Consider the following 17,075-nt stretch of genomic DNA (forward strand, 5'->3'; position numbering starts at 1 on the left):
GACACTACCTTTAATAATTTAGGAAGTCCAATTGACTCTGCTTACCCAGGTACAGCAGGTGTAGGCAGTGTAATAAAAACCCCTGATGACGGGTATTTATTGGGAGGTTATTTTAATCAGGTACAAGGGTATGCAAAAAACAGTTTAGTAAAGTTAGATTCTGTAGGAAACATAGAGCCGCAGTATTTTACATCAAGAGGGCCTGATTCTACCCATGTGTGGAAAAATCAAGGCTATGTTAATAAAATAGTTCCATCAAAATTCGGTGGGTATTATGTAATGGGTAATTGGTTGTATTGGGATGGCGTGCCTACTCAGCCCATTATTCGCATCCATGAAATGCAAGTTGTTGGTTTGAAAGAGCAGCAGCAATTAGGGGCATTGCTTAAAGTATATCCCAATCCTGTGCAAGAGCAGTTGTATTTGGAGTTTTTGTCCAATGTACGCGTTAGTTCAATTGAGTTATACAGTTTGCAAGGAAAAGTGGTACAATCGTTTCATCACAAAGTCAATTCTATTTCTGTCAATGGCTTAAAAAATGGCATCTACTTTCTGAAAGTCATTTCAGAGCATGGGGTGAGTACGGAGAAAGTGGTGGTAGCTAATTGATCATTCAAAAATGAGAGAGACCTACTGATGCAACCCTTCAGAGGGTTTTAAACCCTCTGAAGGGTTAGTGTTTAAGTTTGAGGTGTGAAAGTAACAAAATGAAATTCCATTAATAAGTACTCATTGACTTCGTTTCAATATCTCCACTTGGCTTGAAATATATCATTTGAAAACGATCGTCTTTGGTCACTTTTATCTCGTAAAAGACATCTTCACCAGTACTTTCCGCCTGATAAGCTTCTTCTACTTTCCAAAATTTGTATTCTGTTTTTTTAAACCCTTTCACTACTTTTTTGGGGAGTTCGTTTGGCCAGTTTAGTTTTTTTCTTCGTTGTAAAGTACCACCCTCATTATCAAATAATACTTTATTGATGTTACTTTCTAATGTAAATTCAGCTTGATAGTTTTTGTCTATTCTCCACCACTGAATCAATTTTCCATCTGGATATGCAGCTTTGAAACTGGCAATGGCCTCGTCTGGAACTTCTGCAGCTGTTAATCGAGTTACATGGCTTGATTGTGCAGAAAGATTAATGGTAAAAGTGATAAAAAGTGCGGTTAATAATGCGAATAAGATTGAACGTTTCATATTGTTTTGTATTTTTTTTAAATACTAAAGAAACCTTTATGCCGTTTTTTGTGTCTTGCTGATAAGTGTGTTTTCTTCCTCATCAATTCTAGATAGATGAGGATTTTTAGAAATAAAGTGTGAATATTTTGTAACACTGCACGAAATGGAAAGAATAGTCAATGTGATTTAAAGTTTGGCACATTTTTTAATCACTTCTATTAACCCTTAAAAAGTATTGATATGAAAATAGCTACAAATAGATTGCAATTATTTCCTCACGGTGGGGGATGGACCATATTTTACGAAGGCACCTTTTCTTTTACAGGTGTAATCAATGATTTTGCAAAAGCACTTTTGGTGGCCAAAGATTTGGCTCGTAAAAATTGCGCACAGTTGTTAGTGAGAGACGAAGAAGGGGAAGTGTTATTAAATACTTCGTTTAAAAGTTAGTTAGAGTTAGATTGTTAGTTGATAAAAAAGGAAGCCTTCTCAGTTGAGAGGGCTTTTTTTTGTTTTTTGATTGATTCATGTCTTGTAAAAGTTCCTTTTAAGTATTAATATCTCTAGTTGGTTGTTAATTAGCTTGTTTGTTAAATATTATTAATTATATTTAGCCTTTATTTTCAATCCCTGAAAACTATGAAAAAGCTATTGGTATGTTTTGTAATTATTTTTTCTTTCCATCACTCCTATGCTCAACTTAAGAAGCAAGTTCTTTTGATTGATTCTAATCTCGCTGCAGATACAGCAAATATTCAGAATAGAGACATAAGGTTTGCTGATCTTAATGGAGATGGCTATCAAGATCTTATATTGAGTTGTTGGTTTCCTACTGGCCCTAATTTGACTTCTACTGATTCAATTTTTATGTATGAGAATGATGGTTCAGGTAATTACATTAATAGAAAACTAATTTATACTAAACCATCATTAGGGAATTGGGCATACATTATAGATTTTGTATTTATAGACATGAACTATGATCAAATTCTTGACTTAGTTGTTGGGACAGACAAAAGTGGCAAGCATATTTTGTGGCTTCAGAATGATGGGAGTGGAAATTTCTCTAATCCATACACAATTGTAGATTCGCCAGCCGGTCGAATGGAGAAGTTTAACGTTACGACTAGTAGAAGTCTTCTAACGCCTGATATAGTAATAAAAACGTCTAATGACTTATTTATTTTAATAAATGATAGTGCTGCTCGTAAATGGACTTTAGATACAATAGTATCGGTGAATAACAATATTGGAATTGTTTCATCTGTGATAGATGGTTCTGATCTCTACGCATTGGTATATGAGAATAATAGTCTTAATTTGAATAAGTACTCCTACTTCAGTTACACTTCGAGTTATGTTGAAAAGCTAGATTCAAATTTGCAATTCTTTGCAGCTAGATTATTTATTACAGATTTTGATAATGATTACAATAAAGATATTTTAATTACAGAGGGTTCTTTCTACATAAAAAAGAATTTGTCGGGATCTTATGGACCGCTTACTTACATTGCTTCATATAATAATTTTCGCAGCTTCGGTGATGTAAATGCAGATGGCTTTAATGATATTATTGAACTAAAGCCTAAACCAAATTCCACAACACCGGACTTGAGTTATCGAGAGAATTTAAGGAATGGGAGTTATGGATCATCAATACTTCTGCAGGAGAATTATGTGATGTTTGAGTTGTATAGAATAGGTGTGCTGCGTTCTATTGATTTTGATAATGATAACGACGTAGATTTTTTGACTCGAAATGGAGATACCATTTTTTTACTAGAGAACTATTCAAAATCTTCATATAAAGGAGAAGGGAAAGTGTTTTTAGATGAGAATAGAAATAAAAATTTTGATTCGAATGAAAGGCTGTTAGACGGAATTAAGGCGACGGATTCCAATTCAAGAAATTTCAATTTTACGAATGAGGATGGCGAGTTTAGTATTGATGTCTACCCCTATGGAACTTCTGTTATTACTTTAGATTCGTTATCTTCCTGGGAAATTACAACGGATAGTCTGGATTATTCATTCAATTCTTCTCATCTAGTGCCATCAAGACTAAATTTAGATTTTGGAATTGCTCGAAAGGACACTATATCAAGATTTAATACAACGTTGGTAGGAGGTTTTCCAAGGTGCAATAGCACCACCAATTATTATATAGAGGTTTCAAATGTTGGAGGTTCTATAATAGATGGAAGAGTGGAGCTTCAATTAGATCCTTCCATCACTTTTAATTCAGCAAGCTTAGCCCCCGATTCGATCGTAGGGAATAAAGTATATTGGCGAATAGATTCAATCAATTACTTTGATAAAATAAGAATTAGATGTGATGTAACTATGCCAAATTTTACATCAATTGGATCCACCTTATTTAGCAGCTTAATTGTTAAAGATCATTCCTCAACTGTTATTCATTCGGATAGTTTAAGTCAAGTATTGAGGTGTTCGTATGATCCAAATGACAAAACAGTTTCACCTATCGGTGAAGGAATAAAAGGATATGTTAATAAAAAGGAGGATCTAGAATATTTGATTCGCTTCCAGAATACAGGTAACGACACGGCTTACAATGTAGTAATTACTGATCGGTTAAAAAATATCGATCCACTATCTTTTCAAATGATTTCAAGCAGCCATTCAGTTAGTGTCGATATTGATAAAGCGGAGTTGGTGTCATTTGTATTTAACAACATTAAATTGGTAGATAGTATTACAAATGAAAAAGAGAGTCATGGCTTTGTAAAGTTTAAGGTTCAACCAAGAGATTATATAAGACCAAACACTAAAATGTCAAACACTGCAAAAATTTACTTTGATGGGAATCCTGCTGTTATTACAAATACAGTAAGTAATCATATTGAGTGTTATGATACCAGTTCAGTCTCATTTAGAATTTTTGATAATTATTTAAAAGTCCTTGCAACAGGTTATTTGAATAAATTTCAGTGGTACTATAATAGTGCCTTATTAAACTCTGAAAGTGATACAGTAGTATTTAGGGGTGATGGGGTTTATAAAAGTATAGTAACAAGTCAGTATGGTTGCCAATCGGTTTCAGAGTTGTATTTGGATGGCGATAATGTGATTAATAATTGTGATGATTACTTCTGGCCTCTAAATGGAAGTACATATAATTCTTCAGGGATTTATTTTGATACTATAACTACTAATCCACATCGAGACTCAATCACAGTCTTGAGTTTAGAAATTAAAAATAACACTAGCTCGACATTTACTTCAACTTTTTGCGGGACTTATGCATGGCAAGGAATGAATTTAACACAAAGCGGAACGTATCACGATACGATTCCAAATTCAGGCGGCTGTGATTCACTGATGACGTTGAATTTGATAGTAGGCAATTCTACAAGTTCAAGTTTGTCAGCCACTACATGTGGAGCTTATGCATGGCAAGGAATGAATTTAACACAAAGCGGAACGTATCACGATACGATTCCAAATTCAGGCGGCTGTGATACGTTGATGACGTTGAATTTGACATTGAGCAATTCTACTAGTTCAAGTTTGTCAGCTGCATCATGCGGGGCCTATACTTGGCAAGGAATGAGTTTAACACAAAGCGGAACATATCACGATACCATTCAAAATTCGGGTGGCTGTGATTCATTTATGACGTTGAATTTGATAGTAGGAAATTCCACTAGTTCAAGTTTATCAGCCACTTCATGTGGAGCTTATACTTGGCAAGGGATGAGTTTAACACAAAGCGGAACGTATCACGACACCATTCAAAATTCAGGCGGTTGTGATTCATTGATGACGTTGAGTTTGACATTAGGGAATTCAACTAGTTCAAGTTTATCAGCTACCTCATGTGGGGCTTATACTTGGCAAGGGATGAGTTTAACACAAAGCGGAACGTATCACGACACGATTTCAAATTCAGGCGGATGTGATTCATTGATGACGTTGAATTTGACATTGAGCAATTCTACTAGTTCAAGTTTGTCAGCTACATCATGTGGGGCCTATACTTGGCAAGGAATGAGTTTAACACAAAGTGGAACATATCACGATACCATTCAAAATTCGGGTGGCTGTGATTCATTAATGACGTTGAATTTGACATTAAGCAATTCTACTAATTCAAGTTTATCAGCTACCTCATGTGGAGTTTATGCATGGCAAGGAATGAATCTAACACAAAGCGGAACGTATCATGATACCATTCAAAATTCAGGCGGCTGTGATTCATTGATGACCTTGAGTTTGAATATAGATACAAATACTAGTTCTGTTACTTCAATATCTTCATGTGGTACTTTTAATTGGAGGGGGAATAATTATAGTCAAACCGGGATATATTTTGATACCATTCCAAATGCGAATGGGTGCGATTCATTAATGACCTTTAAATTATTTTTGTTGAATTCTGATAAGTCTGTTGCAATCAATAATGATACTCTGCTTTCTAATCAAACTTTCGGAAGATATCAATGGTTAGATTGTAGTGCCAATTTTGCGCCTTTGTTGAATGATACAAATCAATATTTTGTTCCGAGTCGAAATGGTAGTTATGCAGTTGAAATTAACAATGGGAACTGTACAGATACTTCTAGCTGCATTCTCGTAACAACAGTAGGAGTCGCTAATCCAAAGATTGAATTAAGTGAGGTGAGCCTATTTCCAAATCCATCAAATGGACTATTGAATATTAGTTTTAGTGAGACTAGTTTTTCAGGTAGTGTTGAACTAAAAGATTTAAATGGGAGGTTATTAATGGTAAAGGATCTTTCTTCTACTACTATCTATTCATTCGAGTTAAATCAGCCGCCTGGAGTTTACTTAATAACACTTAAAACCATTAATGAAACTAAAAGTTACAAGGTATTGCTTAGATAATTTATAAAAGAAGGCTTCAATTAAGAAGCCTTCTTTTTTTACAATAACTCATTTGCAATATTTGCTAATTCTGAACGCTCTCCTTTTTCTAGAGTGATGTGAGCAAATAGTTTATTTCCTTTTAGTCGATCAACTAAATAGCTCAATCCATTACTCTGCTCATCCAAGTAAGGCGTATCAATTTGATGAACATCTCCAGTGAAAATGATCTTGGTGTTTTCGCCTGCTCTTGTAATGATTGTTTTGACTTCATGAGGAGTTAAGTTTTGAGCCTCGTCCACTATAAATATAACATCAGACAAACTTCTACCTCGAATATAGGCCAATGGAGTAATAACGATTTTCTCGCTACTCTGCATTTCAGAGATCTGCTTGTAACGTTTGTCAGCCTCGTCAAATTGGTTTTTGATGTATTTTAAATTGTCGAATAAAGGCTCCATGTATGGCCCAATTTTGTCTTTAATGTCGCCTGGTAAAAAGCCCAAATCTTTATTGCTCAATGGTACAATTGGTCGGGCCAAAATAATCTGCTTAAAATTTCGCTTTTGTTCTATTGCTCCTGCCAATGCCAAAAGGGTTTTACCTGTTCCTGCTACTCCTTGCAGCGTGACCAATTTGATGTCAGGGTTTAATATGGCATGCAATGCAAAAGCTTGTTCGGCATTTTTTGGCTTGATTCCAAAAGCGTTGTTTTTTTCTACTCGTTCTATTCGGTCCAAAACCGGATTGTAAAAAGCCAATGAACTAGCTTTTCCGTTTTTTAAAATGTAGAAATGATTGTTGATTTTTTCTTTTGCCATAAAAGAGTGATCCTCTAGAAACCCTTTTTCATAGATTTCTTTTATTACCTGATGGTCCAAATCATTAATAAGCATTTTGCCACTAAATACGCTTCCTAAATCTTTTACTTTTCCTGTTTCATAATCTTCAGCAGTAATGTTAAGAGCTTTTGCTTTTAGTCGGAGGTTGATGTCTTTTGTAACTAGAATTATTTTTCGACCTTTTTCCGTTTCTTGTAGACTTAGTGCAGTATTTAGGATTTTATGATCTGCCTTTTTATCTCCGAAAACTTTCTCGGCATCCAATAAATAATTCTTATTGGCAAGGACTATTTTAAACTTCGACTTTTTGTTTTCCACCATCGGAATCCAGTCTTGCAAGGTGTGGTTCTGACTTAACCGGTCAATAATCCGAGTAAACTCTCTTGCTTCATAGTTTTTCGAGTCATTTCCTTTTTTGAAGTTGTCTAATTCCTCTAATACAGTGATAGGGATCACCACATCGTTGTCCTCAAAGTTGTGAATGGAATTGTGGTCATGAATGATAACTGAGGTGTCTAAAACATAAATTTTAGATTCCTTTTTTGATTTTCCCGTTGAGGTTTTTTTGGCTGTAGCTTTTGATGATTTTGCGCTCGTTGGCATAGGCGTTTATTTTTTCTTTTAAAGCTACTCCCAATATTTTCCAAATGGCAAGCTGAAGTTGAAAAGAAATAAACTGTTAACCTGTGATAATTATATATTAACGGAAAAGTAAAACGAATTAAATGATTGCTTAACTTGTACCTTCGTTTTGTCGGATTTTAGATTTTCTGTGAGATAAAATCTAAGATAATTTTGGTCGCTCCTTGTTGCTTGTAAACGTATTCTCTCGCCAACTTTCCTTTTTTCATTCGTATATCATCATTTTGAAACAAAGTGCGAGCAATTTGTTCAAATTCTGCTTTTGTGGCAATGCTTTCTGCAGCTCCGATTTCAATTAAATCTTTTGCTTCTTGAAATTTCTGAAAATTGGGTCCAAAAACAACTGGTATTCCATAGCTTGCAGCTTCTAATGTGTTGTGGATTCCGCTTCCAAATCCACCGCCAATGTAGGCCCAGGTTCCATAGGCGTATAGTGACGATAACAACCCAATAGAATCAATGATTAAAACCTTTTTGGTCACATCCATTGAAGAATACAAAGTACCTTCCTCACTAAACAATTGCTGTAAGTTTTTTATCCGATTGTCATTCACTTCATGTGGAGCAATGATGAGTTGGATCTTGTTTTGACGGACAAAATCCACCAATATTTTCTCATCTTCTGGCCATGTACTACCTGCAACAAATGTTGGTTTCTCGTCTACGAAAGCAGCGATATCATGAAGTGGTTTTGCAGCACTTACCACATCTATCACTCGGTCAAATCGGGTGTCACCTGCTAATGTTGTATTCGTGTAATTTATGGATGACAATAAGTCGATGGAAGATTGATTTTGTAAGAAAAAATGGTTGAATGATTGAAGTTGTTTTCTGAACCATTTACCGTACCATTTAAAAAAATGTTGATTGGATCGAAAGATTCCAGAAATGAGAAATGTGGGCGTTTTTGATTTTTTTAATTCAATCAGGTAATTGAACCAAAATTCATATTTAATAAAAAATACGAAATGAGGTTTTACAATTTTTATGAATTTCTTTGAATTGCTGAGTGTGTCTGCAGGAAGATAACAAATGTAGTCGGCTCCGCTATAATTTTTTCGAATTTCATACCCTGAAGGTGAGAAGAAGGTCAATAAAATAAAATGAGCAGGGTGTTTTTTACGGTAATTTTCAATGACCGATCTACCTTGCTCAAATTCACCTAAAGAGGCACAATGAAACCACACTACTTTTTTGTCTGAAGGGATATTATTTTCTAGATGTTCAAATACTTTAACTCGTCCATCTACCCATAATTTTGCTTTTTGAGTAAATAGTGAGGCAAAATGAATGGTAAATTGATAAAAGAGGATTCCTAGTGTATAAATCGTCCTCATAATTAATAATAGTAGAATTCTTGAGTAGATTTTTTGTAGAAAGGAATAATCCATCCTATTTTTATTCCATACATGCTATCAAATCTACTTTTAGTATCCTCTTGCTGAAGGTCGTAATTATAGCCTCTCTTATTTTTTGTAAAAGCTTGGATACCCTCAATTCCAGCATAAAAATTGATCAGTCTTGTTTTGCCATAATATTGATAGCCTATAAATTGATTCACTGAAAATCCAGTCGATAATCGATCGTAACCTTTCTCCATTTCTTTCGTGAGTTGAAGAACCTCTCCATCTCTATAATCAAGGTTAATTCGGTGACTTAAAAACCCTAGGCCTGCAGAAACCAATAACCCTGAGTTTTTATTTTTTCCTTTAAAGTTAAAAATTTTACCTGCCATAAAGTGAAAATTATACCCCCGTTGTTCTATTAAAATGGCTGTTACTGAACCATTTTGTGTAGTTACATATCCATCGCCATTAGTAATAAAATTGATGATGGTAGGTTCCTTCACTTCATTCCCAAAATTGCCATCCATCTTAAATGAAAACTGCCAATTGCTTTTTGTTTTGTAGCCAATTTCGCCGCCCACAGAAGCTGTATTCCCAAATCGTTCCGCAAAATCATTCGCAGGGGCATAATACCCGAAGTTTAATTTTACGAAAGCTACTCCAATAGTGGAATCCATATTTATTTGAGAAAACCCATTTAAACCTGATAGTGTAAGGATTGACATTAATAAAATAGACTTAGAAACAGCGAATATTTTTTTCATTTTGCGAATTTACGAATTGTTTTATTTGCCTGTGGTCGGTCAAAAATAACTATCTTCGCAACGCAATTTTTTATATTATCTTATGAATGATATTCAAATGGTTGACTTAAAAGGTCAATACCAAAAAATTAAAGATAAAGTTGATTCTCGAATAGCTGAAGTGATAAATTCCACAGCATTTATTAACGGGCCTGAAGTCAAGTCTTTTCAAGAAGGGTTAGAGAAATATTTAGGTGTAAAACATGTTATCCCATGTGCTAACGGAACCGATGCCTTGCAGATTGCAATGATGGCATTAAACTTAAAGCCTGGAGATGAGATAATTACTACTACTTTTACTTTTGTAGCCACTGCGGAAGTTATTGCTTTGTTGGGCTTGGTGCCTGTGTTAGTTGATGTAGATGCTGATACTTACACTATTAATGCTGATTCGCTAAGAGCCGCAATTACAGATAAAACAAAAGCAATTGTTCCAGTTCATTTGTTTGGACAATGTTCCAATATGGATGAGGTGATGGAGATTGCGAATGAAAAGTGTTTATTCGTCATTGAAGACAATGCTCAAGCAATTGGGGCTGATTTTACCTCAAAAGATGGAACAGTTAAAAAAGCTGGAACAATTGGTATTGTGGGCTGTACTTCCTTCTTTCCATCAAAGAATTTAGGTTGTTATGGTGATGGGGGAGCTATTTTTACTGACAATGATAAGTTGGCTGAAAAAATAAGAATGATTGTAAATCACGGAATGAAGGTGCGTTACTATCACGATGAAATTGGAGTTAACTCGAGATTGGACAGCATTCAGGCTGCCGTTTTAGGGGTTAAGTTACCTGAGTTGGATCACTATAATGCAGCTAGAAGGTCTGCAGCAGATTTTTATGATGCAGCTTTTGCTGGAACTGATAAAATTGAAACTCCGGCTCGAGCACCGTATTCTACCCATGTTTTTCATCAGTATACTTTGAAATTAAATGGTGTAGACCGTGCAGGCTTGCAGCAATTTTTGTCTGAAAATGGAATCCCAGCTATGATTTATTATCCGGTTCCATTGCATCAACAAAAAGCCTATAAAGACGATCGCTACAACGATGGGGATTTTCCTGTTTCTGAGGATTTGAGTCGACGAGTGATGTCTTTGCCGATGCATACTGAATTAACAAAAGAACAATTGACATTTATCACCGAGAAGGTGTTAGAATTTATAAACAAATAATAAGAAATTTTCTATGAAAATAGCAGTAGTAGGAACCGGTTATGTAGGTTTAGTAACAGGGACTTGTTTAGCCGAAACAGGAAATGATGTAATCTGTGTGGACATTGATGCATCTAAAGTTGAAAAAATGAAAAGTGGTATTGTGCCGATTTATGAGCCCCACTTGGATGTAATTTTTGAGAGAAATATCAAGCAAAAAAGATTGAAGTTTACAACGGATTTAGAGTCCGCAATAAAAAAAGCTTCGATTATATTTTTGGCGTTGCCAACTCCTCCTGGTGAGGATGGTTCAGCAGATTTGTCCTATGTGTTAGGAGTGGCTGATCAGTTGGGTAAGTTGATCGAAGATTACAAAGTTATCATTGATAAAAGTACAGTGCCTGTAGGAACAGCTGAAAAAGTTCACGCAGCAGTAGCAGCTAATGCGAAGGTTGATTTTGATATCGTTTCTAATCCAGAGTTCTTAAGAGAAGGGTTTGCAGTTGATGATTTCCTGAAGCCTGATAGAGTCGTAATCGGCACAGAATCTCCAAGAGCCAGAAAAATTTTGGAGGAGTTGTATAAGCCATACGTAAGACAAGGGAATCCAATAATTTTTATGGATGAAAAGTCTGCAGAGTTGACGAAATATGCTGCAAATGCATTTTTAGCAACAAAAATTACTTTCATGAATGAGATTGCAAATTTCTGTGAGAAAGTAGGAGCTGATGTAGACATGGTAAGAGCAGGGATTGGTTCTGATACTCGAATTGGTAAGCGTTTCTTGTTTCCAGGAATTGGATACGGTGGAAGTTGCTTTCCAAAAGACGTTCAGGCTTTAAGTAAGTCTGGAGCAGAGGCAGGATATCCTTTCCAAATTTTGGATGCTGTGATGAAGGTTAATCAAGAACAGAAGATAGCAATTCTTCCAAAAATTGAGGATTACTTTAAAGGAGATTTGAAAGGCAAGAAAATCGCGATCTGGGGGTTAGCATTTAAACCGGACACGGACGATATTAGAGAAGCTCCAGCATTGTATATCATTGACGAATTGATTAAAAGAGGAGCCGTGGTTTCTGCTTACGATCCTGAAGCAATGGACAATGTAAGTAAAGTTTTAGGGGATAAAATTCACTACGCTTTAAACATGTATGCGGCTGTAGAAGAGGCTGATGCATTAGTTATTGCCACTGAATGGTCAGTTTTTAGAACACCAGACTTTACGAAACTATCAAAGAAAATGAAGAGTAAAGTGATTTTCGATGGTCGAAATCTATATGACTTAGATCAGATGAAAGAGCACGGATATTATTACAGCAGTATTGGAAGAACACTAATCGCGTAAAATGAAAAGAATATTAATTACAGGAGCAGCAGGATTTTTAGGATCACATCTTTGCGATCGTTTTATCAAAGAAGGATATTATGTTATCGCAATGGATAATTTGATTACAGGAAACATTGATAACTTGAATCATTTAATGCCCTTGTCAAATTTTGAATTTTTTCACCATGATGTTTCTAATTACGTGCATGTTTCTGGTGAATTGGATTATATCCTGCATTTTGCATCTCCTGCAAGTCCAATAGATTATTTAAAAATCCCAATTCAGACCTTAAAAGTGAGCTCATTAGGGACTCACCGATTATTAGGTTTGGCGAAAGCTAAGAATGCTAAGATTTTGGTTGCCTCAACTTCTGAAGTCTATGGCGATCCATTGGTGCACCCTCAAACAGAAGATTATTGGGGAAATGTGAATCCTATAGGACCTCGTGGTGTTTATGATGAAGCAAAACGTTTTCAAGAAGCGATAACAATGGCTTATCATACTTATCACGGTGTAAAAACTTCAATTGTAAGGATATTTAATACTTATGGCCCTAGGATGCGTCTGAATGACGGGAGAGTGTTACCTGCTTTTGTTGGACAAGCACTTCGAGGAGAAGACTTAACAGTGTTTGGAGATGGTAGTCAAACACGCTCATTCTGTTATGTTGATGATTTAATTGAGGGGATATATCGACTGTTAATGAGTGATATTTCTGAGCCTGTTAACATTGGTAACCCAAATGAGATTACTATTGGACAATTCGCGGAAGAAATCATAAAATTAACCAATACAACTCAAAAGGTGATCTACAAGCCTTTACCAGTAGACGATCCGATGCAAAGACAACCTGACATTACCAGGGCTAGAACTCTTTTAGGTTGGGAGCCGAAGGTAGATAGAGCTGAAGGCTTAAAAATCACTTACGACTATTTTAAATCTTTGCCAGAAGAACAACTTTATAAAAAAGAACACAATACATTTGAAGGTTATATAAAATAGCGATGGAATACTATTCACATGAAACTGCTATAATTGACGAAGGTTGCAAAATAGGTGCTAATACAAAAATTTGGCATTTTACGCACATTATGCCAAATTGTATTATTGGTGAAAAATGTAACATCGGCCAAAACTGTGTTATTTCACCAGAAGTAATTTTAGGTAATAATGTAAAGGTTCAAAATAATGTGTCCATTTATACTGGAGTTGCCTGTCAAGATGATGTATTCCTTGGACCTTCCATGGTTTTTACCAATGTGATCAATCCAAGAAGTGCGGTAATAAGAAGAGACCAATATTTGAAAACGGTTGTAAAGAAAGGTGCTAGTATTGGAGCCAATGCGACTATAGTTTGCGGACACGACATCGGTGAATATGCGTTTATCGGAGCAGGTGCTGTGGTAACTAAAACGGTTCTGCCTTTTGCATTGGTAGTAGGGAATCCGGCTAAACAAATTGGATGGATTAGTGAATTTGGACATCGATTAGAATTCAACCTAGACAATGTGGCGACTTGTACAGAAAGTGGTCAAACATATAAATTAGAAAATAACAACGTAAAAAGAATTTCATAATGGGAATTTATAAAAAAATAGTTGATAAAGAGACCAGTATCGCAATTATTGGATTAGGTTATGTTGGGTTGCCAATTGCTTTAGAATTTGCCAAGAAGGTAAAGGTGATTGGGTTTGATATCAATCAAGAGCGTGTGGATATGATGAAAAATCAAATCGATCCAAGTGAAGAGCTAGAAAAGGAAGCATTTGAGAATTGTGATATCTTGTTCACTGCCAATAAAGCAGATCTTAAAGCAGCGACATTTTTTATTGTTGCAGTTCCTACACCCATTGATCAGCACAATTTACCTGATTTAAAGCCATTGTTATCTGCGTCAAAAACAGTTGGTGATGTTCTGAAAAAGGGAGATTACGTAGTTTTTGAATCGACTGTTTATCCCGGTTGTACCGAGGAAGATTGTATTCCTGTATTGGAGCAAGTTTCAGGACTTAAATTTAGAGAAGATTTTAAGGTAGGATATTCTCCTGAACGAATTAATCCGGGAGATAAAGAGCATACCCTTCATAATGTAGTGAAAGTAGCAGCAGGTTGTAGTGATGAATCATTAGAAGAGATTGCTCAAGTATACGAATTGGTAGTGCAAGCCGGAGTGCATAGAGCAGCTACTATTAAAGTAGCTGAAGCTGCAAAGATTATAGAAAATACACAACGAGATGTAAATATTGCATTGGTGAATGAGCTTTCCATGATTTTCAATAAGATGAATATTAATACGTATGAAGTATTAGAGGCGGCTGGCACAAAATGGAATTTTCTAAACTTTAGACCTGGTTTAGTTGGTGGTCACTGCATTGGTGTAGATCCGTATTACCTTACCTATAAGGCAAAAGAGTATGGCTTCCATGCGCAGATAATTAATTCAGGACGTTCAGTTAATGACGGAATGGGTGCATACATCGCTAAGAATACCATTAAAAAAATTATTGCAAGTGGTGTTCATGTTAGTGAATCTAAGGTGTTGGTAATGGGTGCTACTTTTAAAGAGAATGTGAGCGACATTAGAAACTCCAAGGTGGCTGACGTAATCGAAGAATTGAAATCGTTTGGCGCATCAGTAGATGTAATTGATCCACATGCTAGTTCTGAGCATTTAGAAAAGGAGTATAATTTTGGGTTAGCTGATCGATTGGCGAACAATTACAATGCGATTATCGTTGCAGTGAACCATGAAGAGTATTGTAATTATGACGAGAGTTATTTTAAATCAATAGCTGCAAAAGGTGCCTTGATTTATGATTTGAAAGGAATTTATAAAGGAAAGATTCAAGAACTGAATTATTTAAGCTTATAAAAATGAAGAATATTTTGTTGACAGGGGGTGCTGGTTTTATCGGTTCTCATGTGGTCCGTTTGTTTGTAAATAAATACCCTGATTACCATATTTACAATCTCGACAAATTGACTTATGCAGGGAATTTAGAAAACTTAAAAGACATTGAATCTAAATCGAATTATACCTTTTTAAAGGGAGATATAGTTGATGGAGATTACCTGAAATCCATTTTTGATAAATATCAGTTCGATGCGGTTATACATCTGGCAGCAGAGTCTCATGTAGACCGGTCAATAACTAATCCACTAGAATTTATTAAAACTAATATTGTTGGAACTGTAGAGTTATTAAATATTGCAAGAACCTCATGGAATGGAAATTATGAAGGGAAGCGATTCTATCATATTTCTACTGATGAGGTTTATGGTTCCTTGGGGGAAACAGGATTGTTTGAAGAAACGACTCCTTACGATCCGAGAAGTCCCTATTCTTCTTCAAAAGCATCTAGCGATCATTTAGTACGTGCCTATTTTCATACTTATGATATGCCAGTAGTTATTTCTAACTGTTCTAATAATTACGGTTCTCATCAGTTTCCTGAGAAATTAATTCCTTTATTTATTCACAACATTAAGAATAATAAACCTCTGCCAGTTTATGGCAAAGGTGAGAATGTACGAGACTGGTTGTGGGTAAATGATCATGCAAAGGCAATTGACGTGATTTTTCATGAAGGAAAAAATGGAGATACTTATAATATTGGAGGACATAATGAATGGACAAATATTTCTTTAATAAAGGAATTATGTACGATCATGGACGACAAATTGGGAAGAGAGAAAGGTGCTTCAGAAGAACTGATTACTTATGTAAAAGATAGAGCTGGTCACGATGCTCGATATGCAATTGACGCCACCAAAATAAAAGACGAATTGGGCTGGGTTCCATCCATTACTTTTGAAGAAGGATTAAGAAATACAGTAGATTGGTATTTGCAGAATGAAGAATGGTTGAATAGCGTTACTTCTGGTGATTACAAAAAATATTACGAACAACAATATCAAGAAAGATAATATGTACGATACTCCCTATCATACTGCAGACCTTACTACCCAAACTATTTTAGTAACAGGGGCAGCCGGATTTATCGGTTCTCATATTTCTCAATACTTGTTACGGTATGGAGCTAAGGTTGTTGCGTTTGATAGCTTAGTTACAGGATTGCAGTCCAATATTGATTTATTTAAGGACCATCCCAATTATACATTCATTAAAGGGGATTTGACCAATTTTGATGATTGCAAGAATGCAATGAGTAGAGTGGATGCAGTTTGTCATCAAGCTGCGTTAGGGTCAGTTCCACGCTCATTGAAGTTTCCTAAGGCTACTCATGAGTCAAATGTGACTGGGTTTTTAAATATTTTGGAAGCTGCTAAATTCCATAAAATTAAACGTGTTGTTTATGCTAGTTCTTCTTCTGTTTATGGAGATAGCCAAGAATTGCCAAAAGTAGAGAGTAAAATTGGTAAGCCACTTTCTCCATATGCGGTTTCTAAATACAGCGATGAATTGTATGCGAATGTTTACAATTTGGCTTATGATATGGAGTTGATAGGATTGCGTTATTTTAATGTTTTCGGTCCGCGCCAAAATCCGGAAGGAGAGTATGCTGCTGTGATTCCATTGTTTATGAAAAGGTTATTGTCTGATCAATCCCCATATATAAACGGAGATGGAGAGCAAACAAGAGATTTTACTTTTGTAGAAAATGCTGTTCAAGCCAATATAAGAGGACTTTTCACAACCAATCCCAAAGCGTTTGGAGAAGCATACAATGTGGCTTTTGGTTCAAGAGTTTCTTTGAATCACATGGTAGAACGGTTGAAAGAATTGATACAAACTGAGGTGGATGCAATACATCGTGAACCAAGAGAAGGTGATATAAAAGATTCATTAGCAGACATTTCAAAAGCTAGAGAATTGATGGGTTACAACCCACTCTTCAATATAGATAAAGGACTAGAAATTACCTTAGAATGGTTTAAGGAAAATAAAGAAGTCTTAGGTTTGCACTGAATT

General features: G+C 35.5%; 14 protein-coding genes. 10 read left to right on the plus strand and 4 right to left on the minus strand.

Going from position 1 to position 17,075, the window contains the following annotated elements:
• Positions 1-609, plus strand: a 609-nt coding sequence (locus ACTB0X_RS05220; RefSeq protein ID WP_463023937.1) for a T9SS type A sorting domain-containing protein, incomplete at its 5' end; no start/stop codon positions are given.
• Between the two features lie 109 nt (positions 610-718).
• Here the strand turns inward: ACTB0X_RS05220 and ACTB0X_RS05225 are convergent.
• Complete coding sequence (locus ACTB0X_RS05225; RefSeq protein ID WP_463023938.1) at positions 719-1,198, minus strand: hypothetical protein; 480 nt, start codon at positions 1,196-1,198, stop codon at positions 719-721.
• Between the two features lie 222 nt (positions 1,199-1,420).
• Between ACTB0X_RS05225 and ACTB0X_RS05230 the strand changes: the two genes are divergently transcribed.
• Both ACTB0X_RS05230 and ACTB0X_RS05235 read left to right on the plus strand, forming a co-directional pair.
• A complete protein-coding gene (locus tag ACTB0X_RS05230) occupies positions 1,421-1,630 on the plus strand; it encodes a hypothetical protein (RefSeq protein WP_463023939.1) in 210 nt (69 codons plus the stop codon).
• A gap of 189 nt (positions 1,631-1,819) precedes the next feature.
• On the plus strand, positions 1,820-6,049 hold the full coding sequence (locus ACTB0X_RS05235; RefSeq protein ID WP_463023940.1) for a T9SS type A sorting domain-containing protein: 4,230 nt from the start codon (positions 1,820-1,822) through the stop codon (positions 6,047-6,049).
• Between the two features lie 38 nt (positions 6,050-6,087).
• Here the strand turns inward: ACTB0X_RS05235 and ACTB0X_RS05240 are convergent, their stop codons facing one another.
• The 3 genes from ACTB0X_RS05240 to ACTB0X_RS05250 all read right to left on the minus strand — a co-directional run bounded on the left by ACTB0X_RS05240 (position 6,088) and on the right by ACTB0X_RS05250 (position 9,622).
• A complete protein-coding gene (locus tag ACTB0X_RS05240; RefSeq protein WP_463023941.1) occupies positions 6,088-7,473 on the minus strand; it encodes a PhoH family protein in 1,386 nt (461 codons plus the stop codon).
• A gap of 158 nt (positions 7,474-7,631) precedes the next feature.
• Positions 7,632-8,849, minus strand: a complete 1,218-nt coding sequence (locus ACTB0X_RS05245; protein ID WP_463023942.1) for a 3-deoxy-D-manno-octulosonic acid transferase — start codon at positions 8,847-8,849, stop codon at positions 7,632-7,634.
• 2 nt (positions 8,850-8,851) lie between these two features.
• Positions 8,852-9,622 (minus strand): hypothetical protein, encoded by a 771-nt coding sequence (locus ACTB0X_RS05250; protein ID WP_463023943.1) that lies wholly within the window; start codon positions 9,620-9,622, stop codon positions 8,852-8,854.
• 82 nt (positions 9,623-9,704) lie between these two features.
• Here ACTB0X_RS05250 and ACTB0X_RS05255 point away from each other — a divergent pair, with 82 nt between their 5' ends.
• The 7 genes from ACTB0X_RS05255 to ACTB0X_RS05285 are packed head-to-tail and all read left to right on the plus strand — an operon-like array spanning position 9,705 to position 17,072.
• Positions 9,705-10,835: a DegT/DnrJ/EryC1/StrS family aminotransferase gene (locus ACTB0X_RS05255; RefSeq protein WP_463023944.1), complete on the plus strand. Its 1,131-nt coding sequence runs from the start codon at positions 9,705-9,707 to the stop codon at positions 10,833-10,835.
• Positions 10,836-10,848: 13 nt separating this feature from the next.
• A complete protein-coding gene (locus ACTB0X_RS05260) occupies positions 10,849-12,159 on the plus strand; it encodes a UDP-glucose dehydrogenase family protein (RefSeq protein WP_463023945.1) in 1,311 nt (436 codons plus the stop codon).
• A 1-nt stretch (position 12,160) separates the two neighbouring features.
• A complete protein-coding gene (locus tag ACTB0X_RS05265) occupies positions 12,161-13,144 on the plus strand; it encodes a UDP-glucuronic acid decarboxylase family protein (protein ID WP_463023946.1) in 984 nt (327 codons plus the stop codon).
• Positions 13,145-13,146: 2 nt separating this feature from the next.
• A complete protein-coding gene (locus ACTB0X_RS05270; RefSeq protein WP_463023947.1) occupies positions 13,147-13,719 on the plus strand; it encodes an acyltransferase in 573 nt (190 codons plus the stop codon).
• Positions 13,719-15,014 carry a nucleotide sugar dehydrogenase gene (locus tag ACTB0X_RS05275; protein WP_463023948.1) on the plus strand — a complete coding sequence of 432 codons (1,296 nt, stop codon included), beginning with the start codon at positions 13,719-13,721 and terminating at the stop codon, positions 15,012-15,014. The genes ACTB0X_RS05270 and ACTB0X_RS05275 overlap by 1 nt, the downstream gene beginning before the upstream one ends.
• 2 nt (positions 15,015-15,016) lie before the next feature.
• The gene (gene rfbB, locus ACTB0X_RS05280) at positions 15,017-16,069 is read left to right on the plus strand and encodes a dTDP-glucose 4,6-dehydratase (RefSeq protein WP_463023949.1); all 1,053 of its coding nucleotides are present in this window, start codon (positions 15,017-15,019) and stop codon (positions 16,067-16,069) included.
• Between the two features lies 1 nt (position 16,070).
• Positions 16,071-17,072, plus strand: coding sequence for an SDR family oxidoreductase (locus ACTB0X_RS05285; RefSeq protein ID WP_463023950.1), 1,002 nt, complete (start codon positions 16,071-16,073; stop codon positions 17,070-17,072).
• Positions 17,073-17,075: the final 3 nt, after the last annotated feature.

This window comes from Acidiluteibacter sp., assembly GCF_055129545.1.

Bases quoted from the DNA above. Each gene is read 5' to 3' on its own strand.
- ACTB0X_RS05225 (WP_463023938.1), bottom strand. From the start codon at position 1,198: ATGAAACGTTCAATCTTATTCGCATTATTAACCGCACTTTTTATCACT.
- ACTB0X_RS05230 (WP_463023939.1), top strand. From the start codon at position 1,421: ATGAAAATAGCTACAAATAGATTGCAATTATTTCCTCACGGTGGGGGA.
- ACTB0X_RS05235 (WP_463023940.1), top strand. From the start codon at position 1,820: ATGAAAAAGCTATTGGTATGTTTTGTAATTATTTTTTCTTTCCATCAC.
- ACTB0X_RS05240 (WP_463023941.1), bottom strand. From the start codon at position 7,473: ATGCCAACGAGCGCAAAATCATCAAAAGCTACAGCCAAAAAAACCTCA.
- ACTB0X_RS05245 (WP_463023942.1), bottom strand. From the start codon at position 8,849: ATGAGGACGATTTATACACTAGGAATCCTCTTTTATCAATTTACCATT.
- ACTB0X_RS05250 (WP_463023943.1), bottom strand. From the start codon at position 9,622: ATGAAAAAAATATTCGCTGTTTCTAAGTCTATTTTATTAATGTCAATC.
- ACTB0X_RS05255 (WP_463023944.1), top strand. From the start codon at position 9,705: ATGAATGATATTCAAATGGTTGACTTAAAAGGTCAATACCAAAAAATT.
- ACTB0X_RS05260 (WP_463023945.1), top strand. From the start codon at position 10,849: ATGAAAATAGCAGTAGTAGGAACCGGTTATGTAGGTTTAGTAACAGGG.
- ACTB0X_RS05265 (WP_463023946.1), top strand. From the start codon at position 12,161: ATGAAAAGAATATTAATTACAGGAGCAGCAGGATTTTTAGGATCACAT.
- ACTB0X_RS05270 (WP_463023947.1), top strand. From the start codon at position 13,147: ATGGAATACTATTCACATGAAACTGCTATAATTGACGAAGGTTGCAAA.
- ACTB0X_RS05275 (WP_463023948.1), top strand. From the start codon at position 13,719: ATGGGAATTTATAAAAAAATAGTTGATAAAGAGACCAGTATCGCAATT.
- rfbB (WP_463023949.1), top strand. From the start codon at position 15,017: ATGAAGAATATTTTGTTGACAGGGGGTGCTGGTTTTATCGGTTCTCAT.
- ACTB0X_RS05285 (WP_463023950.1), top strand. From the start codon at position 16,071: ATGTACGATACTCCCTATCATACTGCAGACCTTACTACCCAAACTATT.